Genomic DNA, 17,682 nt, shown 5'->3' with positions numbered 1-17,682 from the left:
TGATTCCTTCTTAAGCCTGATTACCCGCCGATGTAGGACAGGTTCTGAGTAATACCGGTATTGCCCTGATGCAGGAAGTGGGTCTGTTTTTTATGCGTCAGCGCTTCAGAAATGCGTGCTTCAAGCGCGTCCTGCTGCGCATCGTCTTCCAGCAGATCGCGAAGATCTACGCCGCCGTCGCCGAACAGGCAAAGATGGAGCTTGCCAACGGAGGAGACGCGCAGGCGGTTGCAGCTGGCGCAGAAGTCTTTCTCATAGGGCATGATAAGCCCGATCTCACCTTCGTAATCCGGGTGGCAGAAGACCTGCGCCGGGCCGTCGCTGCGCTGGCGGATTTGATGGATCCAGCCGCGTCTCAGCAGCGCGTCGCGCAGCACCATGCCGGAGATGTGATGGCGACGGAACAGCTCGCTGCCCTCGCCGGTTTCCATCAGCTCGATAAAACGCAGCTGAATGGGGCGGGATTTGATCCACGCCAGGAAGGTATCGAGCTGGTGATGGTTCACATCGCGCATCAGCACCGTGTTGACTTTGACCTTCTCGAAGCCCGCCGTGAACGCGGCGTCGATGCCGTCCATGACCTGCTGAAATTTATCCTGGCCGGTGATGGCGTGGAACTGGCGGGCGTCAAGGCTATCGACGCTGACGTTGATCGCCGTCAGCCCCGCATCGCGCCAGTTCGCCACCTCACGCGCCATGCGGTAACCGTTGGTTGTCACTGCAATCTGGCGGATACGTTCATTTTCACGCACGGCGGCAATGATGTCGGGAAAATCACGGCGCAGAGAGGGTTCGCCGCCGGTCAGACGCACTTTTTCGGTGCCGAGCTCTGAGAAGGCGCGCGTAACGCGGCGCACTTCATCCACGGAGAGAAAGCCGTTATTGGTGACGCTGCCCGGTTTGTAGCCATCGGGCAGGCAGTAGGTGCAACGGAAGTTACACACATCGGTAATCGACAGACGTAAGTAATAAAACTTACGCGCGAAAGCATCAGTAAGTTGTGAAGCCATGTACACCTTTCCAGATCGGGAGGCACAGTCATTTCTTTCTGTACCCTGGTGGCAAATTCGCCACGGCCAGAGCGCCATATCTTTCGACACAGGCACAAGGGCTAGAGTGTATGTTTTCAATTTTGAAAACGTGGTTAGGGCGATAGTAGCGCGGAAATTCTGACGACGCCATTATCGCTTCACGCTATATAATTATCTATATAGCGAATCGATCCTGCATTTTCGCTACAGAATACCTAAAAACCGCATTTTCACATTGATATACGTCATTTTGCATCGGGTGAGGCATCGTCTTTTAGGGGTAGTTAGGTTACTGTTACGCGATCGAACGTGATAAGGAATACGTATGCGCAATCGCACTTTTGCGGATCTTGACCGAGTGGTCGCTCTTGGCGGAGGACACGGCTTAGGCCGGGTTATGTCCTCTTTGTCGTCACTCGGCTCAAGGCTGACAGGGATAGTGACCACCACCGACAACGGCGGCTCAACCGGGCGCATTCGTCGTGCCGAAGGCGGCATTGCCTGGGGAGACATGCGCAACTGCCTGAACCAGTTAATTACCGAGCCGAGCGTCGCGTCGGCGATGTTTGAGTACCGTTTTGGCGGTAATGGCGAACTTTCCGGACATAACCTCGGAAATCTGATGTTAAAGGCGCTCGATCACCTGAGCGTAAGGCCTCTGGAAGCCATCAACTTAATCCGTAATCTGCTCAAAGTGGACGCATTCCTGATCCCCATGTCCGAACAACCGGTTGACTTGATGGCAATCGATGCCGAAGGGCATGAAGTTTACGGCGAAGTGAATATTGACCAGCTCATCCTGCCGCCCACGGAGTTAATGACCTATCCAAGCGTACCCGCCACGCGAGAAGCGGTGGAGGCCATCGGGGAAGCGGATCTTATCCTGATCGGCCCGGGCAGTTTTTACACCAGCCTGATGCCCATTCTGCTGGTGAAAGAGCTGGCGCAGGCGCTGCGCCGCACCCCTGCCCCGATGGTTTACATCGGTAACCTGGGACGTGAACTGAGCCCGGCGGCGGCGAGCCTGTCGCTGGCAGACAAGCTTGAATTAATGGAGCATTACGTCGGCAAGAAAATCATCGACGGCGTCGTGGTGGGGCCGAAGGTGGATGTGTCGGGTATTGGCGACCGCGTGGTGGTGCAGGAGCCGCTGGAAGCGAGTGATATTAAATATCGCCATGACCGTCACCTGCTGCGCGAGGCGCTGGAGAAGGCGATTCAGGCGCTGGGTTAGGTTCATTTTGTGCGGCCTGTTGCTCTCACCCCGGCCCTCTCCCACAGGGAGAGGGAGAAAACATTGCTTTACTCACGATGCCGCGATGAAAAGATCCCGCAGCTGATGTAGCTGGTCGCGGATTTGCGCCGCCTCTTCGAACTCCAGGTTCTGCGCGTGCTGCATCATCTGCCCTTCCAGCTCGTGGATTTTCTGCTGCAGCGCTTTCGGCGTCAGCACGACGGTATCTTCTTCCACCACTGAACGCGCCTTGCCGCGACCTTTCGCTTTGGTTTTGGCAATGTTCTGACCCAGCGCCAGAATATCCACCACCTTCTTGTTCAGCCCCTGCGGCGTGATGCCGTGCTCTTCGTTGTAGCGCTGCTGTTTCTCGCGGCGGCGCTCCGTTTCGCCAATCGCTTTCGCCATCGACGGGGTGATTTTGTCACCGTACAGAATCGCTTTACCGTTGACGTTACGCGCCGCACGGCCGATGGTCTGGATCAGGGAGCGTTCAGAACGCAGGAAGCCCTCTTTGTCCGCATCCAGAATCGCCACCAGCGAGACTTCCGGCATATCCAGACCTTCTCGCAGCAGGTTGATCCCCACCAGCACGTCAAACTCGCCCAGACGCAGATCGCGGATAATCTCCATGCGCTCCACGGTGTCGATATCCGAGTGCAGATAGCGCACCTTCTCGCCGTGCTCTTCGAGATACTCGGTGAGGTCTTCCGCCATGCGCTTGGTGAGCGTGGTCACCAGCACGCGCTCGTTGATAGCGGAACGGGCGCGGATCTCTGAGAGCAGATCGTCCACCTGCGTGGCCACCGGACGAACTTCAATAATCGGGTCGAGCAACCCGGTCGGACGCACAACCTGATCGACAACGTCTTCACCGGATTTCTCCAGCTCGTAGTTGCCCGGCGTGGCCGAGACGTAAATGGTTTGCGGCGCTAATGCCTCAAACTCTTCAAACTTCATCGGACGGTTATCCAGCGCCGACGGCAGGCGGAACCCGTACTCTACCAGCGTCTCTTTACGCGCCCGGTCGCCGCGGTACATCCCGCCGATCTGCGGGATCGTGACGTGGGATTCGTCGATTACCAGCAAACCGTCTGCCGGCAGGTAATCAAACAGCGTCGGCGGCGGCTCGCCCGGCCCGCGCCCGGAGAGGAAGCGCGAGTAGTTTTCAATGCCGGAGCAGTAGCCCAGCTCGTTCATCATCTCAAGGTCGAACTGGGTACGCTGGCTGAGGCGCTGCTCTTCCAGCAGCTTGTTGTTCGCCAGCAGCACCTTACGGCGCTCGGCCAGCTCCACTTTGATCTCTTCCATCGCCTGCACGATACGCTCGCGCGGCGTCACGTAGTGCGTTTTCGGGTAGATGGTAAAGCGCTGGATCACCGACTCAACGTGTCCGGTCAGCGGGTCGAAGAGCGACAGGCGTTCAACCTCTTCGTCAAACAGCTCGACGCGCAGCGCCATATCGTCCGATTCCGCCGGGAAGATGTCGATCACCTCACCGCGTACGCGGAAGGTGCCGCGCTGAAACGCCTGATCGTTACGGGCGTACTGCAGCTCCGCCAGACGACGAACGATGGCGCGCTGGTCGATGATCATCCCCTGCGTCAGGTGCAGCATCATCTTGAGATAGAGATCCGGATCGCCCAGACCGTAGATCGCGGAAACCGACGCAACGACGACCACGTCGCGACGCTCCAGAAGCGCCTTAGTGGCCGACAGACGCATCTGCTCGATGTGTTCGTTCACCGAGGCATCCTTCTCGATGAAGGTGTCAGAGCTCGGTACGTAGGCTTCAGGCTGGTAGTAATCGTAATAGGAGACGAAATACTCCACCGCATTTTCCGGGAAGAACTCTTTCATCTCGCCGTAAAGCTGTGCGGCCAGGGTTTTATTGGGCGCCAGCACCATCGTTGGGCGCTGGAGATCCGCAATCACGTTGGCGATGGTGAAGGTTTTACCCGAGCCGGTTACCCCCAGCAGCGTCTGGTGCGCCAGCCCATCTTCCAGCCCCTCTTCCAGACGACGGATCGCCTCAGGCTGATCGCCAGATGGACGGAAAGCAGAATTCAATTTGAACGGTTTACTCATGGGCGACAACCTGATGACGTTATAAGCGGCAGGTGAGTAATTTTACTCGTTGTTGCCAGGAATGCCAGTAAAAAACACTGGATGAAAAACCAGTAGCATGTCAGGATATTTAGCATAGCGCCTGAATGATTAGTGGGATAACGGCCAAAATTTGGACTGTGACAATATAAAACACCAGTCAGGTCAGGTTATCCCCAGAACTTTTTCTTTTTTAACATTTGTCAAGCCAGGTAATGATAGTTTTGTGGCAACCGGTGACACTTTCATGACGGGAATTGCTTTTATCTAAGCAATTAAATAATAAACGATATTTTCTAAAGCCGCGTTTCGCGCCAATTTGGGCGTAAGCCGCGTCTTCTCTCGCTTATCGCGTGTTTTCTAACTCTAATGCACATGGTTATCCACAGGAATAGTGGATAACTGCTTCCAGCCCATGCAGACTGGCGCTCGGCAAATTCCCGGTTTTTCCCACGAGACGGCAGTAAAAAAATTTTATAGCTATTTTTTGATGATTAACAGTTGCGTCATTCATAACCAACCGATGGGATCTTGCTCACATTTTCATCATTTTGGGTTCTGCACCACAACTCACCACCTCCAGCACCGTCGATGTGCAATCCGGTTTTTTATAAACCGCTTTCCGGTGATTTATTCCTAAAAAAGCCGTTTATTTGAACACTTTTCCGTTTCTGGCAGGGGTTTTGCAGATTCAAACACGAGCCTCACCTACACACATTTTTAAGGAGAAAAAGATGTTGAGTCTGCGTGCTGTGAATCAGTTTTACGGAAGCCAACATACGCTATGGAACGTGAATTTGGATTTTCCGCAAGGGATGTGTACTGGCGTCGTTGGCCTGCCGGGGATGGGGAAAACCACCCTCATGAATTGCATCGCCGGGAGAGTGCCCGTTGAAAGCGGCAGCATCATCTGGCACGAGGCGGGCGCGCCGCCGCGCGACTTGCTTAACCTGCCGCCAGAACAGCGCTCAGGAGCGGGGATAGGCTATGTCCCGCAGGACAGGCGGATCTTCTCCCAGCTAACGATTGAGGAGAATCTGCATATCGCCATGCGGGCGATGGGGAAACCCAACCCGGAAGCGAAAAGCGACGTTTACGACCTGTTTCCGGCGCTCTACGCGTTGCGGCAGGCCCGCGCCAACACGCTCTCTCCGGACGACCAGTACCAGCTGGCGCTGGCTAATGCGCTGGTAAACCGTCCGCACCTGCTGATCCTCGATGAGCCCCTGCACGGCGCAGGACACAGCTTCGCCCAGAAGCTGGGGCAGCTGCTGGTGCGCTTAAACCGGGAGTTAGGTATGACGGTGCTGCTAGCGGAACAGCAGCTGTCGTTTATCCGCCGGGTGGCGGACCGTTTCTGTATGCTCTATCGCGGGCGTAACGTGGCGCAGGGCCACGTTAACGAACTGGATGACGAGCTTATCGCGCACTGGATGTCGCGGGAAGCAAGACGCTGAGATCGAGATAAAGCCCGGTGTCGGCATTTTCCGCGCCGTCTGCAAGCCAGGGAATTTCCCCGAGGCACGGGGCGGGAAGTACGCGCCTGAGCGTCGCCAGATACTCCTGGTGTCGTTTACCCGGCGCAACCACGTCGTTGGCTATCCAGCCCGCCAGACGCAGCCCGGCCTGCTGCACGGCCTGCGCGGTCAGCATGGCGTGATTGATGCAGCCTAGCCTGACGCCGACGACCAGAATGACCGGAAGCTGCTCGGCCTGCACCCAGTCGGCAAACGTCTGCGTGTCCGAAAGCGGCGTAAACCAGCCCCCTGCACCTTCCACCAGCACCCAGTCGGCCTGGCTTTCCAGCGTCCGTAACCCGGCTGACAGCACGGCGAAATCAATCGGACGACCTTCGTCAGCGCTGATGATGTGCGGCGAGGTCGGCTCGGCAAAGGTGTACGGATTCACCGCTGAATAGGCAAGCTCACACGTGCTGTTACGCTGTAGCGCCAGCGCGTCGGTGTTGCGTAACCCTTCCGCCGTCATCTCGCTGCCGGAAGCAACCGGCTTATATCCGGCGGTGTTTTTCCCAAGCTTTCGCGCCGCCTGCAGCAGCGCCGAGCTGGCCACCGTTTTGCCCACTTCCGTATCCGTTCCGGTGACAAAATAACGTTCACTCACGTTCGATAATCCCATGAAAAAGTTGATAAGAGAGCGGGAAATGTCCCCGCTGCTGCGGCCAGGCCAGCTCCAGACGCTGCAGCTGGCCCCGGGTCAGCGGTTTTTTCTTCCGCCCGGCGTGCAGGTGCGTGGCCCCGATGCCCTTCAGCGAGCGCATCGCGCTGAACGCATCGCTAAAATTGAGGGTGATGGTCTGCACCGTGCTGCGGTAGCGCCAGCCTGCCAGCGCCTGCGTCACCTGATCATGCGATAAAAAGCGGTTAGCGTGCGGCTGCTCATCCACCGCTTTCCACGCCTGATTCAGCTCCGGCAGCGAACTTTCCAGCAGGGTGGTAAAGGCCACCTTCCCGCCCGGTCGCACCACGCGATAAAGCTCGCGTAAGGCCTGCGGCAGGCTGCTGCACCACTGGACCGCCAGATGACTCCAGACCAGATCGAACTGCGCATCCGCGAGCGGGATCGCCTCGATATCGGCCAGCAGATAATGGTCCGCGGCCTGTCGCTGACGCGCCTCGTCGAGCATCTGCTCTGAGAGGTCGATAGCCGTGACCTGGCTTCCCGCCCCGCGCCAGTAGCGGCTGTTGCTGCCGGGACCACAGCCGGCGTCCAGCACCTGCGGAAAACGGTTCTCGCCAAGCGCGGCCAGAAGCCCCTGCGCGCTCAGACGCTGCAGCTCATCGTGCTGCGAATAGCTCTGCGCGGCCCGGCCAAATGCCGCCGCAACGGCCTGTTTATTCACCGGCAACATGGAGCACCTCCAGCAGCGTCTGGATATCCCGTGCCTCATGCGCCGCCGTCAGGGTTAAGCGCAGCCGCGCGGTTCCCGGCGGGACCGTTGGCGGGCGAATGGCGGTCACCCACATGCCGCGCTCGCGCAGCGCCTGTGCCAGCGCCAGCGCGCGGCCGTTTTCGCCGACAATCACCGGCTGGATGGCGCTTTGCGAATCGGGGCTGTGGAAGGGCAGCGCCGCTAACCCCTTGCGGAAGCGGGAGATATGCTCCGCCAGCCGCTGACGACGTTCATCCCCTTCTGCGCTGCGGATCACCGCCAGCGACGCAGACAGCGCCACGGCCTGCGCCGGGGGCATGCTGGTGCTGTAAATCAGGTGTCGGGCAAACTGCAGCAGATAGTCGGCGACCGAATCGCTGCACAGCACGGCGGCGCCGCTGACGCCAAAGCCTTTGCCGAAGGTGACGATCAGCAGCTCCGGCTTAACGTTTTGCTGATACGCGCTGCCGCGACCTTCGTCGCCCATCACGCCAATGCCGTGGGCATCGTCAACCAGCAGCCAGGCGTTTTGCCGCTTTGCGGCCTCGTGCAGCGCGGCAAGCGGCGCGCTGTCGCCGTCCATGCTGAACACCCCTTCGGTGACCGCCAGCTGCTGTCCGTCGCAGGGTTTATCCAGCAGCCCGGCGAGCTGCCCCGCATCGTTATGGGCAAAGCGGCGCAGCTGCGCCGGGCTTAAATTTGCCGCCTCCAGCAGCGAGGCGTGGCTCAGGCGGTCAGCGACAATGCGGTCCTCTTTTCCCATCAGCGCGGTAATGACCGCCTGGTTGGCGGCAAAGCCGGAGATGAACAGCAGCGCGCGCGGGTAGCCGAGCCAGTCGGCAAGCGCTTCTTCCAGCGCCTGATGCGCCGTGGTGTATCCGCTGACGTGTCCCGAGCCGCCGCTGCCCACGCCAAACCGCTCCGCACCCTGCTGCCAGGCGCGGATGATGGACGGATGCTGGCTCAGCCCGAGATAGTCGTTGCTGGAGAAATTACAAAACTGCCGCCCCTCGCGGGTAAGAAAACGGCCCGCGCCGTTTTCCACCACTCTGCGAACGCGAAACGCCTCTGCCGCCCGGCGTTCGTCCAGCGCGGTATTAATGCGTGCCTGCCAGGTCATACGGCTGCCGCGTTGTAGAACTGGTCGGTGTCGGCGTTGAAAATCTGCTGCTCCAGCTGCTGCTGTTGCTCGTTATCGCCCGTCAGCACCTCGGTCTGATGCGGGTTAAGCCCCAGCTTGCGGAACAGCTGAACGTCTTTGTCCTCTTCCGGGTTCGGCGTGGTCAGCAGCTTGCAGCCGTAGAAGATGGAGTTGGCTCCGGCCATAAAGCACATCGCCTGGGTCTGCTCGTTCATCTGCTCGCGACCGGCGGAGAGGCGCACGAAAGAGGTCGGCATCATGATGCGCGCCACCGCGATGGTGCGGATAAAATCAAACGCATCCACGTCGTCGTTGTCCGCCAGCGGCGTTCCCTTAACCTTCACCAGCATGTTGATCGGCACGCTTTCCGGCGGGGTCGGCAGGTTTGCCAGCTGCAGCAGCAGGCCCGCGCGGTCTTTCACCGTTTCGCCTAAGCCGACAATACCGCCCGAGCAGACCTTGATCCCCGCGTCACGCACTTTATCCAGCGTGTCCAGACGCTCCTGATAGGTCCGCGTGGTGATGATGTTGCCGTAAAATTCCGGCGAGGTGTCGAGGTTATGGTTGTAGTAGTCCAGCCCTGCGGCGGAGAGGCGCTGCGCCTGCTCGTCGTTCAGCGTGCCGAGCGTCATACAGGCTTCGAGGCCCATCTCCTTCACGCCCTTCACCATCTGCTCCAGATACGGCATGTCGCGATCGTGCGGGTTCTTCCACGCCGCGCCCATGCAGAAGCGGGTCGAGCCGGCGTTTTTCGCCTTCCGCGCCGAGTCGAGCACCTGCTCCACCTCCATCAGCCGTTCAGATTCCAGGCCGGTTTTGTAGCGCGCACTCTGCGGGCAATATTTGCAGTCTTCCGGACAGGCGCCGGTTTTGATCGACAGCAGCGTGCTGACCTGAACATGGCGCGGATCGAAGTGCTGACGATGCACCTGTTGGGCTTCGAACATCAGCTCAAGGAAAGGTTTATTGAATAATTCAGTGACTTGCGACATCGTCCAGCGTGCGTGGTGAGCCATCGGGCTTCTCCAAAGGGTTTTGTTAATTTTCGGTTCGGTTTATACTCGTAAACCTAAAACTTTTCAAAATGGTTTACAAGTCGATTATGACCCAGGACGATCTCGCCTTCGACAAGCAGCATATCTGGCACCCTTACACCTCCACTACCCGCCCTCTTCCCGTTTATCCGGTGGCCTCGGCCCACGGCTGCGAGCTGCACCTCGCCAGCGGCGAACAGCTCGTTGACGGGATGTCTTCGTGGTGGGCGGCCATTCACGGGTACAACCACCCGCGCCTGAATGCGGCGATGAAGGCGCAGATTGACCAGATGTCGCACGTGATGTTTGGCGGGATCACCCATCAACCCGCGGTGGATTTATGCCGTCGCCTGGTGGCGATGACGCCTGCATCGCTGGAGTGCGTATTCCTGGCCGATTCCGGCTCCGTGGCGGTGGAAGTGGCGATGAAAATGGCGCTGCAGTACTGGCACGCGAAGGGCGAAACGCGCCAGCGGTTCCTCACCTTCCGCAACGGCTATCACGGGGATACCTTCGGGGCGATGTCGGTGTGCGATCCGGACAACTCGATGCACAGCCTGTGGAAAGGCTATCTGCCGGAAAACCTGTTTGCCCCTGCCCCGCAGAGCCGTTTCGACGGCGAGTGGAACGAGATGGACATGGTCGGTTTCGCCCGGCTGATGGCGGCGCATCGCCATGAAATCGCCGCGGTGATCCTCGAGCCGATTGTGCAGGGCGCAGGCGGAATGCGGATGTACCATCCGGAATGGCTGAGACGTATTCGCAGGATGTGCGACCGCGAGGGCATTCTGCTGATTGCCGATGAGATCGCCACCGGCTTTGGCCGCACCGGCAGGCTGTTTGCCTGCGAGCATGCGGGCATTGCGCCGGATATTCTGTGTCTGGGCAAGGCGCTGACCGGCGGCACCATGACGCTCTCCGCCACGCTCACGACCCGTCACGTTGCCGACACCATCAGCGACGGCGAGGCGGGCTGCTTTATGCACGGCCCGACGTTTATGGGTAATCCGCTGGCCTGCGCCGTCGCAAGCGAAAGCCTGGCCATTCTGGAGAGCGGCGAGTGGCAGACGCAGGTGGCGGCGATTGAGGCGCAGCTGAAAGACGAGCTGAGCGCCGCCTCGGGCGCGAATTTTGTGGCGGACGTGCGCGTGCTGGGCGCCATCGGCGTGATTGAAACCACCCATCCGGTGAATATGGCGGCGCTGCAGCGCTTCTTCGTTGAGCAGGGCGTCTGGGTGCGGCCTTTCGGCAAGCTTATCTACCTGATGCCGCCGTACAGCATTACGCCGGAGCAGCTGCGTAAATTAACCGACGCGGTTGTAACAGCCGTTAACATTCCCGCGCATTTCACGATGTAACCCTATGCATTACACTTGCTGAACGAGCGATCAACGAGGGTAAACCGTATGAAAATCATCAGTAAAGATCTGCGCGACGGTGAAAAACTGCCGGAACGCCACGTATTCAACGGCATGGGGTATCAGGGAGACAATATCTCCCCACACCTGGCGTGGGACGAGGTTCCGGCCGGAACCAAAAGCTTTGTCGTGACCTGCTACGACCCGGATGCGCCTACCGGCTCCGGCTGGTGGCACTGGATTGTGGCGAACCTGCCTGCCGACACGCGCGTCCTGCCGCAGGGTTCCGGTTCAGACCTGGTTGCCCTGCCTGAAGGCGCCCTTCAGACGCGCACCGATTTTGGTAAAGCGGGCTACGGCGGCGCGGCGCCGCCAAAAGGGGAAACCCACCGCTATATCTTCACGGTGCACGCGCTGGATGTGGAGAAGATTGAGGTCGATGAAGGGGCGAGCGGCGCGATGGTCGGGTTTAACGTGCATTTCCATTCGCTGGGCAGCGCGTCGATTACGGCGATGTATTCATAATAGTGCGGGCTGATGCCTTCACCCCGGCCCTCTCCCACAGGGAGAGGGAGAAAACCGGGCAATTCCCTCTCCCTGTGGGAGAGGGTTAGAGTGAGGGTAAAAATCACAGCACCGAAGGTAACAGTCCTACAAGGCTTCCCTCTTCCAGAAGCTGCATCGCCTTATCAATATCCGGCGCAAAGAAGCGGTCGTCATCGTAGTGCGATACATGCTCGCGCAGCGCATGACGCGCCTGCTCCAGCAGCGGGCTGGATTTTAGCCCTTCACGCAGATCGACACCCTGACATGCCGCCAGCCATTCCACCGCCAGCACGCCGCGGGTGTTGGAGGCCATTTCCCACAGACGACGTCCGGCAGCCGGTGCCATCGAAACGTGATCTTCCTGGTTCGCTGACGTTGGCAGGCTGTCCACGCTGTGCGGGTGCGACAGGGCTTTGTTCTCGCTCGCCAGCGCCGCCGCGGTCACCTGGGCAATCATAAAGCCCGAGTTGACCCCGCCGTTACGCACCAGGAACGGCGGCAGCTGGGACATATGTTTATCCATCATCAGCGCAATACGGCGCTCGGACAACGCACCGACTTCGGCGATCGCCAGAGCGATATTATCCGCCGCCATTGCCACCGGCTCGGCGTGGAAGTTGCCGCCGGAGACCACCTCGTTTTCCTGGGCGAACACCAGCGGGTTGTCGGACACCGCGTTGGCCTCCACCAGCAGCACTTCTGCCGCCTGGCGCAGCTGCGTCAGGCACGCGCCCATGACCTGCGGCTGGCAGCGCAGGGAATACGGATCCTGCACCTTTTCACAGTTGTGGTGTGAATCCGCGATCTCGCTGGTGTCGGTAAGCACGTGACGGTACATCGCGGCGGCATCAATCTGCCCGCGCTGACCGCGCACCTCGTGGATGCGGGCATCGAACGGGCGACGCGAGCCCAGCACGGCTTCGGTGGTCAGCGCACCGCACACTACCGCCGAGGCAAACAGATCTTCCGCTTCAAACAGGCCGCGCAGCGCGAAAGCGGTCGATGCCTGCGTGCCGTTCAGCAGCGCCAGCCCCTCTTTCGCCGCCAGGGTAATCGGGTTTAACCCGGCTTTTTTCAGCGCCTCTTTCGCAGGAAGCCACTCGCCCTGCCAGCGCGCTTTGCCTTCGCCCAGCAACAGCAGCGACATGTGCGCCAGCGGCGCAAGATCGCCGGATGCGCCGACGGAACCTTTTGCCGGGATCCACGGATAGACTTCCGCATTGACCAGCGCCATCAGCGCCTGAATCACGCTCAGGCGAATGCCGGAGAAGCCGCGGGCCAGGCTGTTGATTTTGAGCACCATCATCAGACGGACAATCTCATCATCCAGCGGCTGACCCACGCCCGCCGCATGTGACAGCACCAGCGAACGCTGTAAGTTTTCCAGATCGTGCGTGGCGATGCGGGTCTGTGCCAGCAGGCCAAAGCCGGTGTTAATCCCGTAGGCGGTTCGCCCTTCAGCAACGATGGCTTCGACGCAGGCGACGCTGTCGTTAATGGCGGCGTGGGCGCTTTCATCCAGCGAAAGGGTGACCGGTTTACGCCAGACGTTACGCAGCTGCTTGAGCGTCAGCGAGCCGGGAGTGAGTGTTAATGCGTTCATTAATGCTTTCCTTGTGTGGCAGGGATCATCGGCAGGTTAAGGCCCTGCTCTTTGGCACAGTCAATGGCAATTTCGTAACCCGCGTCCGCGTGACGCATCACGCCGGTGGCCGGGTCGTTGTGCAGCACGCGAGCGATACGCGCGGCGGCTTCATCGGTTCCGTCGCAGACGATGACCATCCCGGAATGCTGGGAGAAGCCCATCCCCACGCCGCCGCCGTGGTGCAGCGACACCCAGGTCGCGCCGCTGGCGGTATTCAGCAGAGCGTTCAGCAGCGGCCAGTCGGAGACCGCATCCGAGCCGTCGCGCATGGCTTCGGTTTCGCGGTTCGGGCTGGCGACGGAGCCGGAGTCCAGGTGGTCGCGGCCAATGACGATCGGCGCGGAGACTTCACCGCTGCGCACCATTTCGTTGAAGGCGAGGCCCAGTTTTTGACGCCACTCCAGCCCTACCCAGCAGATACGCGCCGGCAGGCCCTGGAAGTTAATGCGCTCGCGGGCCATGTCCAGCCAGTGATGCAGGTGTTCGTCATCGGCGACGATCTCCTTCACTTTGGCGTCGGTTTTGTAGATATCCTCCGGGTCACCGGACAGGGCAACCCAGCGGAACGGACCGATACCGCGGCAGAACAGCGGGCGAATATAGGCAGGAACGAAGCCCGGGAAGTCGAACGCGTTATTCACGCCCATCTCTTTCGCCATCTGGCGGATGTTGTTGCCGTAGTCAAAGGTCGGAATGCCCATCTGGCTAAAGGCCAGCATGGCGGAGACGTGTTCTGCCATGGCGCGTTTCGCAGCAAGCACCGTGCCTTCCGGGTCGGTTTCCGCTTTTTGCTGATATTCTTCCCACGTCCAGCCTTTTGGCAGGTAACCGTGCAGCGGGTCATGGGCGCTGGTCTGGTCGGTGACCAGATCCGGACGCACGCCGCGGGCGACGAGCTGCGGGAGAATGTCCGCCGCGTTGCCGCACAGGGCAATCGACACGGCTTTGCCTTCGGAGGTGTATTTTTTGATGCGCGCCAGCGCATCGTCCAGATCGGTTGCCTGCTCATCGACGTAGCGGGTGCGCAGACGGAAATCAATGCGGCTCTGCTGGCACTCAATGTTCAGCGAGCACGCGCCGGCAAGCGTGGCGGCCAGCGGCTGCGCGCCGCCCATGCCGCCGAGACCCGCGGTCAATACCCAGCGGCCTTTCAGCGAGCCGTTATAGTGCTGGCGACCGGCTTCCACGAAGGTTTCATAGGTGCCCTGCACGATCCCCTGACTGCCGATGTAGATCCAGCTACCCGCGGTCATCTGGCCATACATCGCCAGCCCTTTTGCGTCCAGTTCGTTGAAGTGTTCCCAGGTGGCCCAGTGCGGCACGAGGTTAGAGTTGGCGATCAGCACGCGCGGCGCGTTTTTGTGCGTTTTAAATACGCCCACCGGCTTGCCGGACTGCACCAGCAGGGTTTCGTCGTGTTCGAGTTCGGTCAGGGATTTTACAATTGCGTCATAGCATTCCCAGTTGCGCGCGGCGCGGCCTATGCCGCCGTAGACCACCAGCTCGTGGGGGTTTTCCGCCACCTCAGGGTCGAGGTTGTTCATCAACATGCGCAACGGGGCTTCGGTGAGCCAGCTTTTGGCGGTAAGCGTGGTGCCGCGCGCGGCGCGGACGTCCTGCTGGCGGTATTTACCTGACGACATTGTGTGCTCCTCATAGGGGACAGATGATGCATTTAGATATACTTGTATAGACAAGCACACACAAGGTCAGATTTAACAAAAAAGATACAATTTTGTTATATTGCGTTAGCGATCACGCTTATAAAACTTATGACATGAAGTGGCCCTGCAGCCGGTAGCGATTCCCCGGGAAAAGCAGCCGGGCATGCGACACAATGTGCGACGAGGACCAGGTTCGACGGCGGATCAGCAGGCACGGATCGTGCTCTTTAATGCGTAGCCTTTCACACTCCTGCGGCGTGGCGCGCACGGCCTCCACAATGTGCTCCCCTTCCGTCAGCGGTGCGACGAGCGAGAGATAAGCATGCGGCGTGGTCTGGGTGTAATCCTGGTTCAGATAGTCCGGTATCCGCTCAGCGTTAACGCAGCGATCTTCAATCTGCACCGGAATGTCGTTCTCAAAATGAACCATCACGGAGTGGAAAATGCGGCTTCCCTCCTTGACGTTAAGCTCTGTGGCCTGCTCGGCGCTGGCCTGGGTCTCTTCGAGCACCAGCACCTCACAGCGGTGCTGATGATTACGCGCGGCTATCTCGTCCGCAATGCTGCGGATTTCAAACAGGGCCGACTGTCCTTTCGGTTCCGCTACAAACGTCCCCACGCCCTGCAGGCGCACCAGAAGCCCTTCGTCAGTCAGCTCGCGCAGCGCCCGGTTGACGGTCATCCGGCTAAAACCAAACTGCGCCACCAGCTCGGCCTCCGAAGGAATGCGATCGTGCGGGCGCCAGACGCCGGTAGCGATTTTTTCGCTGATTGCCTGCTTCACCTTTTCATAGAAAGGCGCGGGAGGGCTCGACTGCGGCAGAGGTGAGCGTGAAAACATCGTGACTCCTTGAATAGTGTTATGCCCACCAGTGAGCAATTTGCCAGGCCAGGCGGGCGGCGAGCTTAGCGCCCTGCCCGTCCCGATCGTACTGCGGGTTAAACTCTACCAGATCGGCGGCCTGTAGCTTACCGCTACGGCAGATTTGTTCGATAACCGGGAGAAGATCCAGCGCCGGTATGCCTAACGCAGCCGGTGCGGACACGGCTGGCATTTCGCTGGCGGGCAGGACATCCAGATCGATCGTCAGATAGATACGATCGGCCTGCGCCAGCACCCTTTCCAGGGCGGATAGCGCATCGCGCCTGAAATGGAGATCTTCCACCAGCGTGACGTTCAGGCGTTCGGCCTCATCCCACAGCGCGAGCGTGTTCGCCGCCCGGCTCACGCCAAGGCAGGCGTAGTGAAATTCCCGCCCGCGCTCATCGCAGTAGCGCGCCAGCTGGCGAAACGGGGTGCCGGACGTCGCCTGGTCGGCCTTGCGCAGATCGAGATGGGCATCAAGGTTGATAATGACAACCCGCTCGTTCGGGAAGGCCTCCAGCACGCCGCGACCGTGCGCCCAGGCGGTTTCGTGCCCGCCGCCAAACACCAGCGTCCGCATCCCGGACTGCTGACAGGCCGTGACGGCATCGCTTAACGCCTGCTGTGCCGCTTCCAGCTCGCCGCCTTCAACGTACACCGAGCCCATATCCGCCAGCCGGTCATGCCCCTGGTGGCTTGCCATATTTGCCAGCGCTTTTCGCAGCATATCCGGTGCCTGCACGGCGCCGGGCCTGCCCTGATTGCGTTTTACACCTTCATCACATTCAAAGCCTATCAGCGCGATGCCGGATGCAAGCGGCGTGAACTGGCCCTGCTGCTTTATCGTCTGGAAAATGCGCTTTGCACTGCTGGCCTCGGCGCTGTCATCGCGCCCCTGCCAGACGGTTTCGGCTACGGGCCGCCATAACCTCATACTGCCTCCCCACGGAAAATACGTTGATAAAGCGGGTTGCGTCCCGGCTCGTAGACCATCTCTACCGGATGGTGAGCATCCCAGACGATAAAATCGGCGACAAACCCTGCCCGCAGCTGCCCGTGGGTTGCGCCACGGCCCAGCGCCTGCGCGGCATGGCGCGTGACGCCAGCCCAGGCCTCTTCAGGCGTCAGGCCAAACTGGACGCAGGCCATGTTCATCGCCAGGTGCAGGCTCGCAAACGGGCTGGTGCCGGGGTTATAGTCGGTGGCGACCGCCATCGGCACGCCCTGTTTTCTGAGCTGTTCCACCGGCGGACGCTGGCGCTCCTGAAGAAAATAGAACGCACCCGGCAACAGGACGGCAACCGTGCCGCTTTCCGCCATCGCCTGAACGCCTGCTTCGTCGAGATATTCAATATGATCGGCAGAAAGGCCCTTGTACTGGCTGACCAGCGCCGCGCCGCCCTGATTCGACAGCTGCTCGACATGCCCTTTCACCGGGATACCCAGCGCGGCGGCGGCCTTGAAGAGGTGCTCGGTTTGCGACGGGGTAAAGCCGACGTTTTCACAAAACACGTCGACTGCTTCATATAACTCTTTTTGCCACAGCGTGGGCAGTATCTGCTCACAGACCAGCGTGAGGTAGGCATCCGGATCCTGCCGGTATTCCGGCGGAACCGCATGGGCCGCCAGCAGCGTTGGGCTGATATCGATCGGATTATTGAGGCCCAGCTGGCGGGCAACCTGCAGCATCTTCTCTTCGGCCTCGGCGTTGAGCCCGTATCCCGACTTGATTTCAACGGTCGTCACGCCTTCATTCATGAGACGCTGGAGCCGCTGCTGCGCCAGTTTCAGCAAGGTTTCGGCTGAGCTGCTGCGCGTCGCCGTCACGGTAGCGTTAATCCCGCCCCCCTGGGCGCTTATGGTTTGATAAGAGACGCCGTTCAGACGCTGCTCCCACTCCGCCGCGCGGTCGCCGCCAAATACCAGGTGGGTATGGCAGTCAATCAGGCCAGGCGTGACCAGACGTCCCTGGAGATCGACACAGTGTCGGTGTCCGGAAGGAATGTCAGATTCAGGGATCACGGCCAGAACAGTGTGGCCGCGCACGACCAGGGCGTGTTGCTCTTTCAGTCCATAAGGCGCAGGTACGTCCGGCGCCATCGTAGCCAGTCGCGCATTTCGCCATATTACATCGTCGGGATGAATCTGCTGCATGGGGCATTCCACTT

General features: G+C 59.9%; 15 protein-coding genes and 1 riboswitch. Of the genes, 4 read left to right on the top strand and 11 right to left on the bottom strand.

The window, feature by feature from the left end; translation table 11 throughout:
* Positions 1–20: 20 nt before the first annotated feature.
* Positions 21–1,010, bottom strand: coding sequence for a GTP 3',8-cyclase MoaA (gene moaA / locus DFO52_RS08265; protein WP_133550059.1), 990 nt, complete (start codon positions 1,008–1,010; stop codon positions 21–23).
* Positions 998–1,131, bottom strand: a riboswitch (molybdenum cofactor riboswitch). (Overlaps the previous gene by 13 nt.)
* A gap of 225 nt (positions 1,132–1,356) precedes the next feature.
* Between moaA and yvcK the strand changes: the two genes are divergently transcribed.
* Positions 1,357–2,265 carry a uridine diphosphate-N-acetylglucosamine-binding protein YvcK gene (gene yvcK / locus DFO52_RS08260; RefSeq protein ID WP_121931096.1) on the top strand — a complete coding sequence of 303 codons (909 nt, stop codon included), beginning with the start codon at positions 1,357–1,359 and terminating at the stop codon, positions 2,263–2,265.
* Positions 2,266–2,337: 72 nt separating this feature from the next.
* Here yvcK and uvrB read toward each other — a convergent pair whose 3' ends face one another.
* Positions 2,338–4,353: an excinuclease ABC subunit UvrB gene (gene uvrB, locus DFO52_RS08255; RefSeq protein WP_029742168.1), complete on the bottom strand. Its 2,016-nt coding sequence runs from the start codon at positions 4,351–4,353 to the stop codon at positions 2,338–2,340.
* 752 nt (positions 4,354–5,105) lie between these two features.
* Between uvrB and DFO52_RS08250 the strand changes: the two genes are divergently transcribed.
* A complete protein-coding gene (locus tag DFO52_RS08250; RefSeq protein ID WP_133550057.1) occupies positions 5,106–5,828 on the top strand; it encodes an ATP-binding cassette domain-containing protein in 723 nt (240 codons plus the stop codon).
* On the opposite strand, the gene bioD is transcribed toward DFO52_RS08250, so the two are convergent.
* Genes bioD through bioB form a run of 4 tightly spaced genes read right to left on the bottom strand, consistent with a single transcriptional unit; the run spans position 5,791 to position 9,418 of the window.
* Entirely contained in the window at positions 5,791–6,492 is a 702-nt protein-coding gene (gene bioD / locus DFO52_RS08245) for a dethiobiotin synthase (RefSeq protein WP_166642353.1), read from the bottom strand. The two genes, DFO52_RS08250 and bioD, sit on opposite strands and share 38 nt — an antisense overlap.
* Entirely contained in the window at positions 6,485–7,240 is a 756-nt protein-coding gene (bioC, locus tag DFO52_RS08240; RefSeq protein ID WP_133550053.1) for a malonyl-ACP O-methyltransferase BioC, read from the bottom strand. Before bioC ends, bioD begins: the two co-directional genes overlap by 8 nt.
* Complete coding sequence (gene bioF / locus DFO52_RS08235) at positions 7,224–8,381, bottom strand: 8-amino-7-oxononanoate synthase (protein ID WP_133550051.1); 1,158 nt, start codon at positions 8,379–8,381, stop codon at positions 7,224–7,226. The genes bioC and bioF overlap by 17 nt, the downstream gene beginning before the upstream one ends.
* A complete protein-coding gene (gene bioB, locus DFO52_RS08230; protein WP_032641628.1) occupies positions 8,378–9,418 on the bottom strand; it encodes a biotin synthase BioB in 1,041 nt (346 codons plus the stop codon). Before bioB ends, bioF begins: the two co-directional genes overlap by 4 nt.
* Before the next feature lie 68 nt (positions 9,419–9,486).
* Between bioB and bioA the strand changes: the two genes are divergently transcribed.
* On the top strand, positions 9,487–10,794 hold the full coding sequence (bioA, locus tag DFO52_RS08225; RefSeq protein ID WP_133550049.1) for an adenosylmethionine--8-amino-7-oxononanoate transaminase: 1,308 nt from the start codon (positions 9,487–9,489) through the stop codon (positions 10,792–10,794).
* Positions 10,795–10,842: 48 nt separating this feature from the next.
* On the top strand, positions 10,843–11,319 hold the full coding sequence (locus tag DFO52_RS08220; RefSeq protein WP_029742175.1) for a kinase inhibitor: 477 nt from the start codon (positions 10,843–10,845) through the stop codon (positions 11,317–11,319).
* 103 nt (positions 11,320–11,422) lie between these two features.
* On the opposite strand, the gene hutH is transcribed toward DFO52_RS08220, so the two are convergent.
* The 5 genes from hutH to hutI all read right to left on the bottom strand — a co-directional run bounded on the left by hutH (position 11,423) and on the right by hutI (position 17,668).
* The gene (gene hutH / locus DFO52_RS08215) at positions 11,423–12,943 is read right to left on the bottom strand and encodes a histidine ammonia-lyase (protein ID WP_059346367.1); all 1,521 of its coding nucleotides are present in this window, start codon (positions 12,941–12,943) and stop codon (positions 11,423–11,425) included.
* Entirely contained in the window at positions 12,943–14,628 is a 1,686-nt protein-coding gene (gene hutU / locus DFO52_RS08210) for a urocanate hydratase (RefSeq protein ID WP_029741916.1), read from the bottom strand. The genes hutH and hutU overlap by 1 nt, the downstream gene beginning before the upstream one ends.
* Before the next feature lie 127 nt (positions 14,629–14,755).
* Entirely contained in the window at positions 14,756–15,490 is a 735-nt protein-coding gene (locus DFO52_RS08205) for a histidine utilization repressor (protein ID WP_023310841.1), read from the bottom strand.
* Positions 15,491–15,509: 19 nt separating this feature from the next.
* Positions 15,510–16,448, bottom strand: coding sequence for a formimidoylglutamase (hutG, locus tag DFO52_RS08200; protein ID WP_133550047.1), 939 nt, complete (start codon positions 16,446–16,448; stop codon positions 15,510–15,512).
* Complete coding sequence (hutI, locus tag DFO52_RS08195) at positions 16,445–17,668, bottom strand: imidazolonepropionase (protein WP_133550045.1); 1,224 nt, start codon at positions 17,666–17,668, stop codon at positions 16,445–16,447. Before hutI ends, hutG begins: the two co-directional genes overlap by 4 nt.
* Positions 17,669–17,682: the final 14 nt, after the last annotated feature.

The organism is Enterobacter sp. AG326, assembly GCF_004362415.1.
Classification (GTDB): domain Bacteria; phylum Pseudomonadota; class Gammaproteobacteria; order Enterobacterales; family Enterobacteriaceae; genus Enterobacter; species Enterobacter asburiae.
This window is presented reverse-complemented; position numbering and strand designations above follow the sequence as displayed.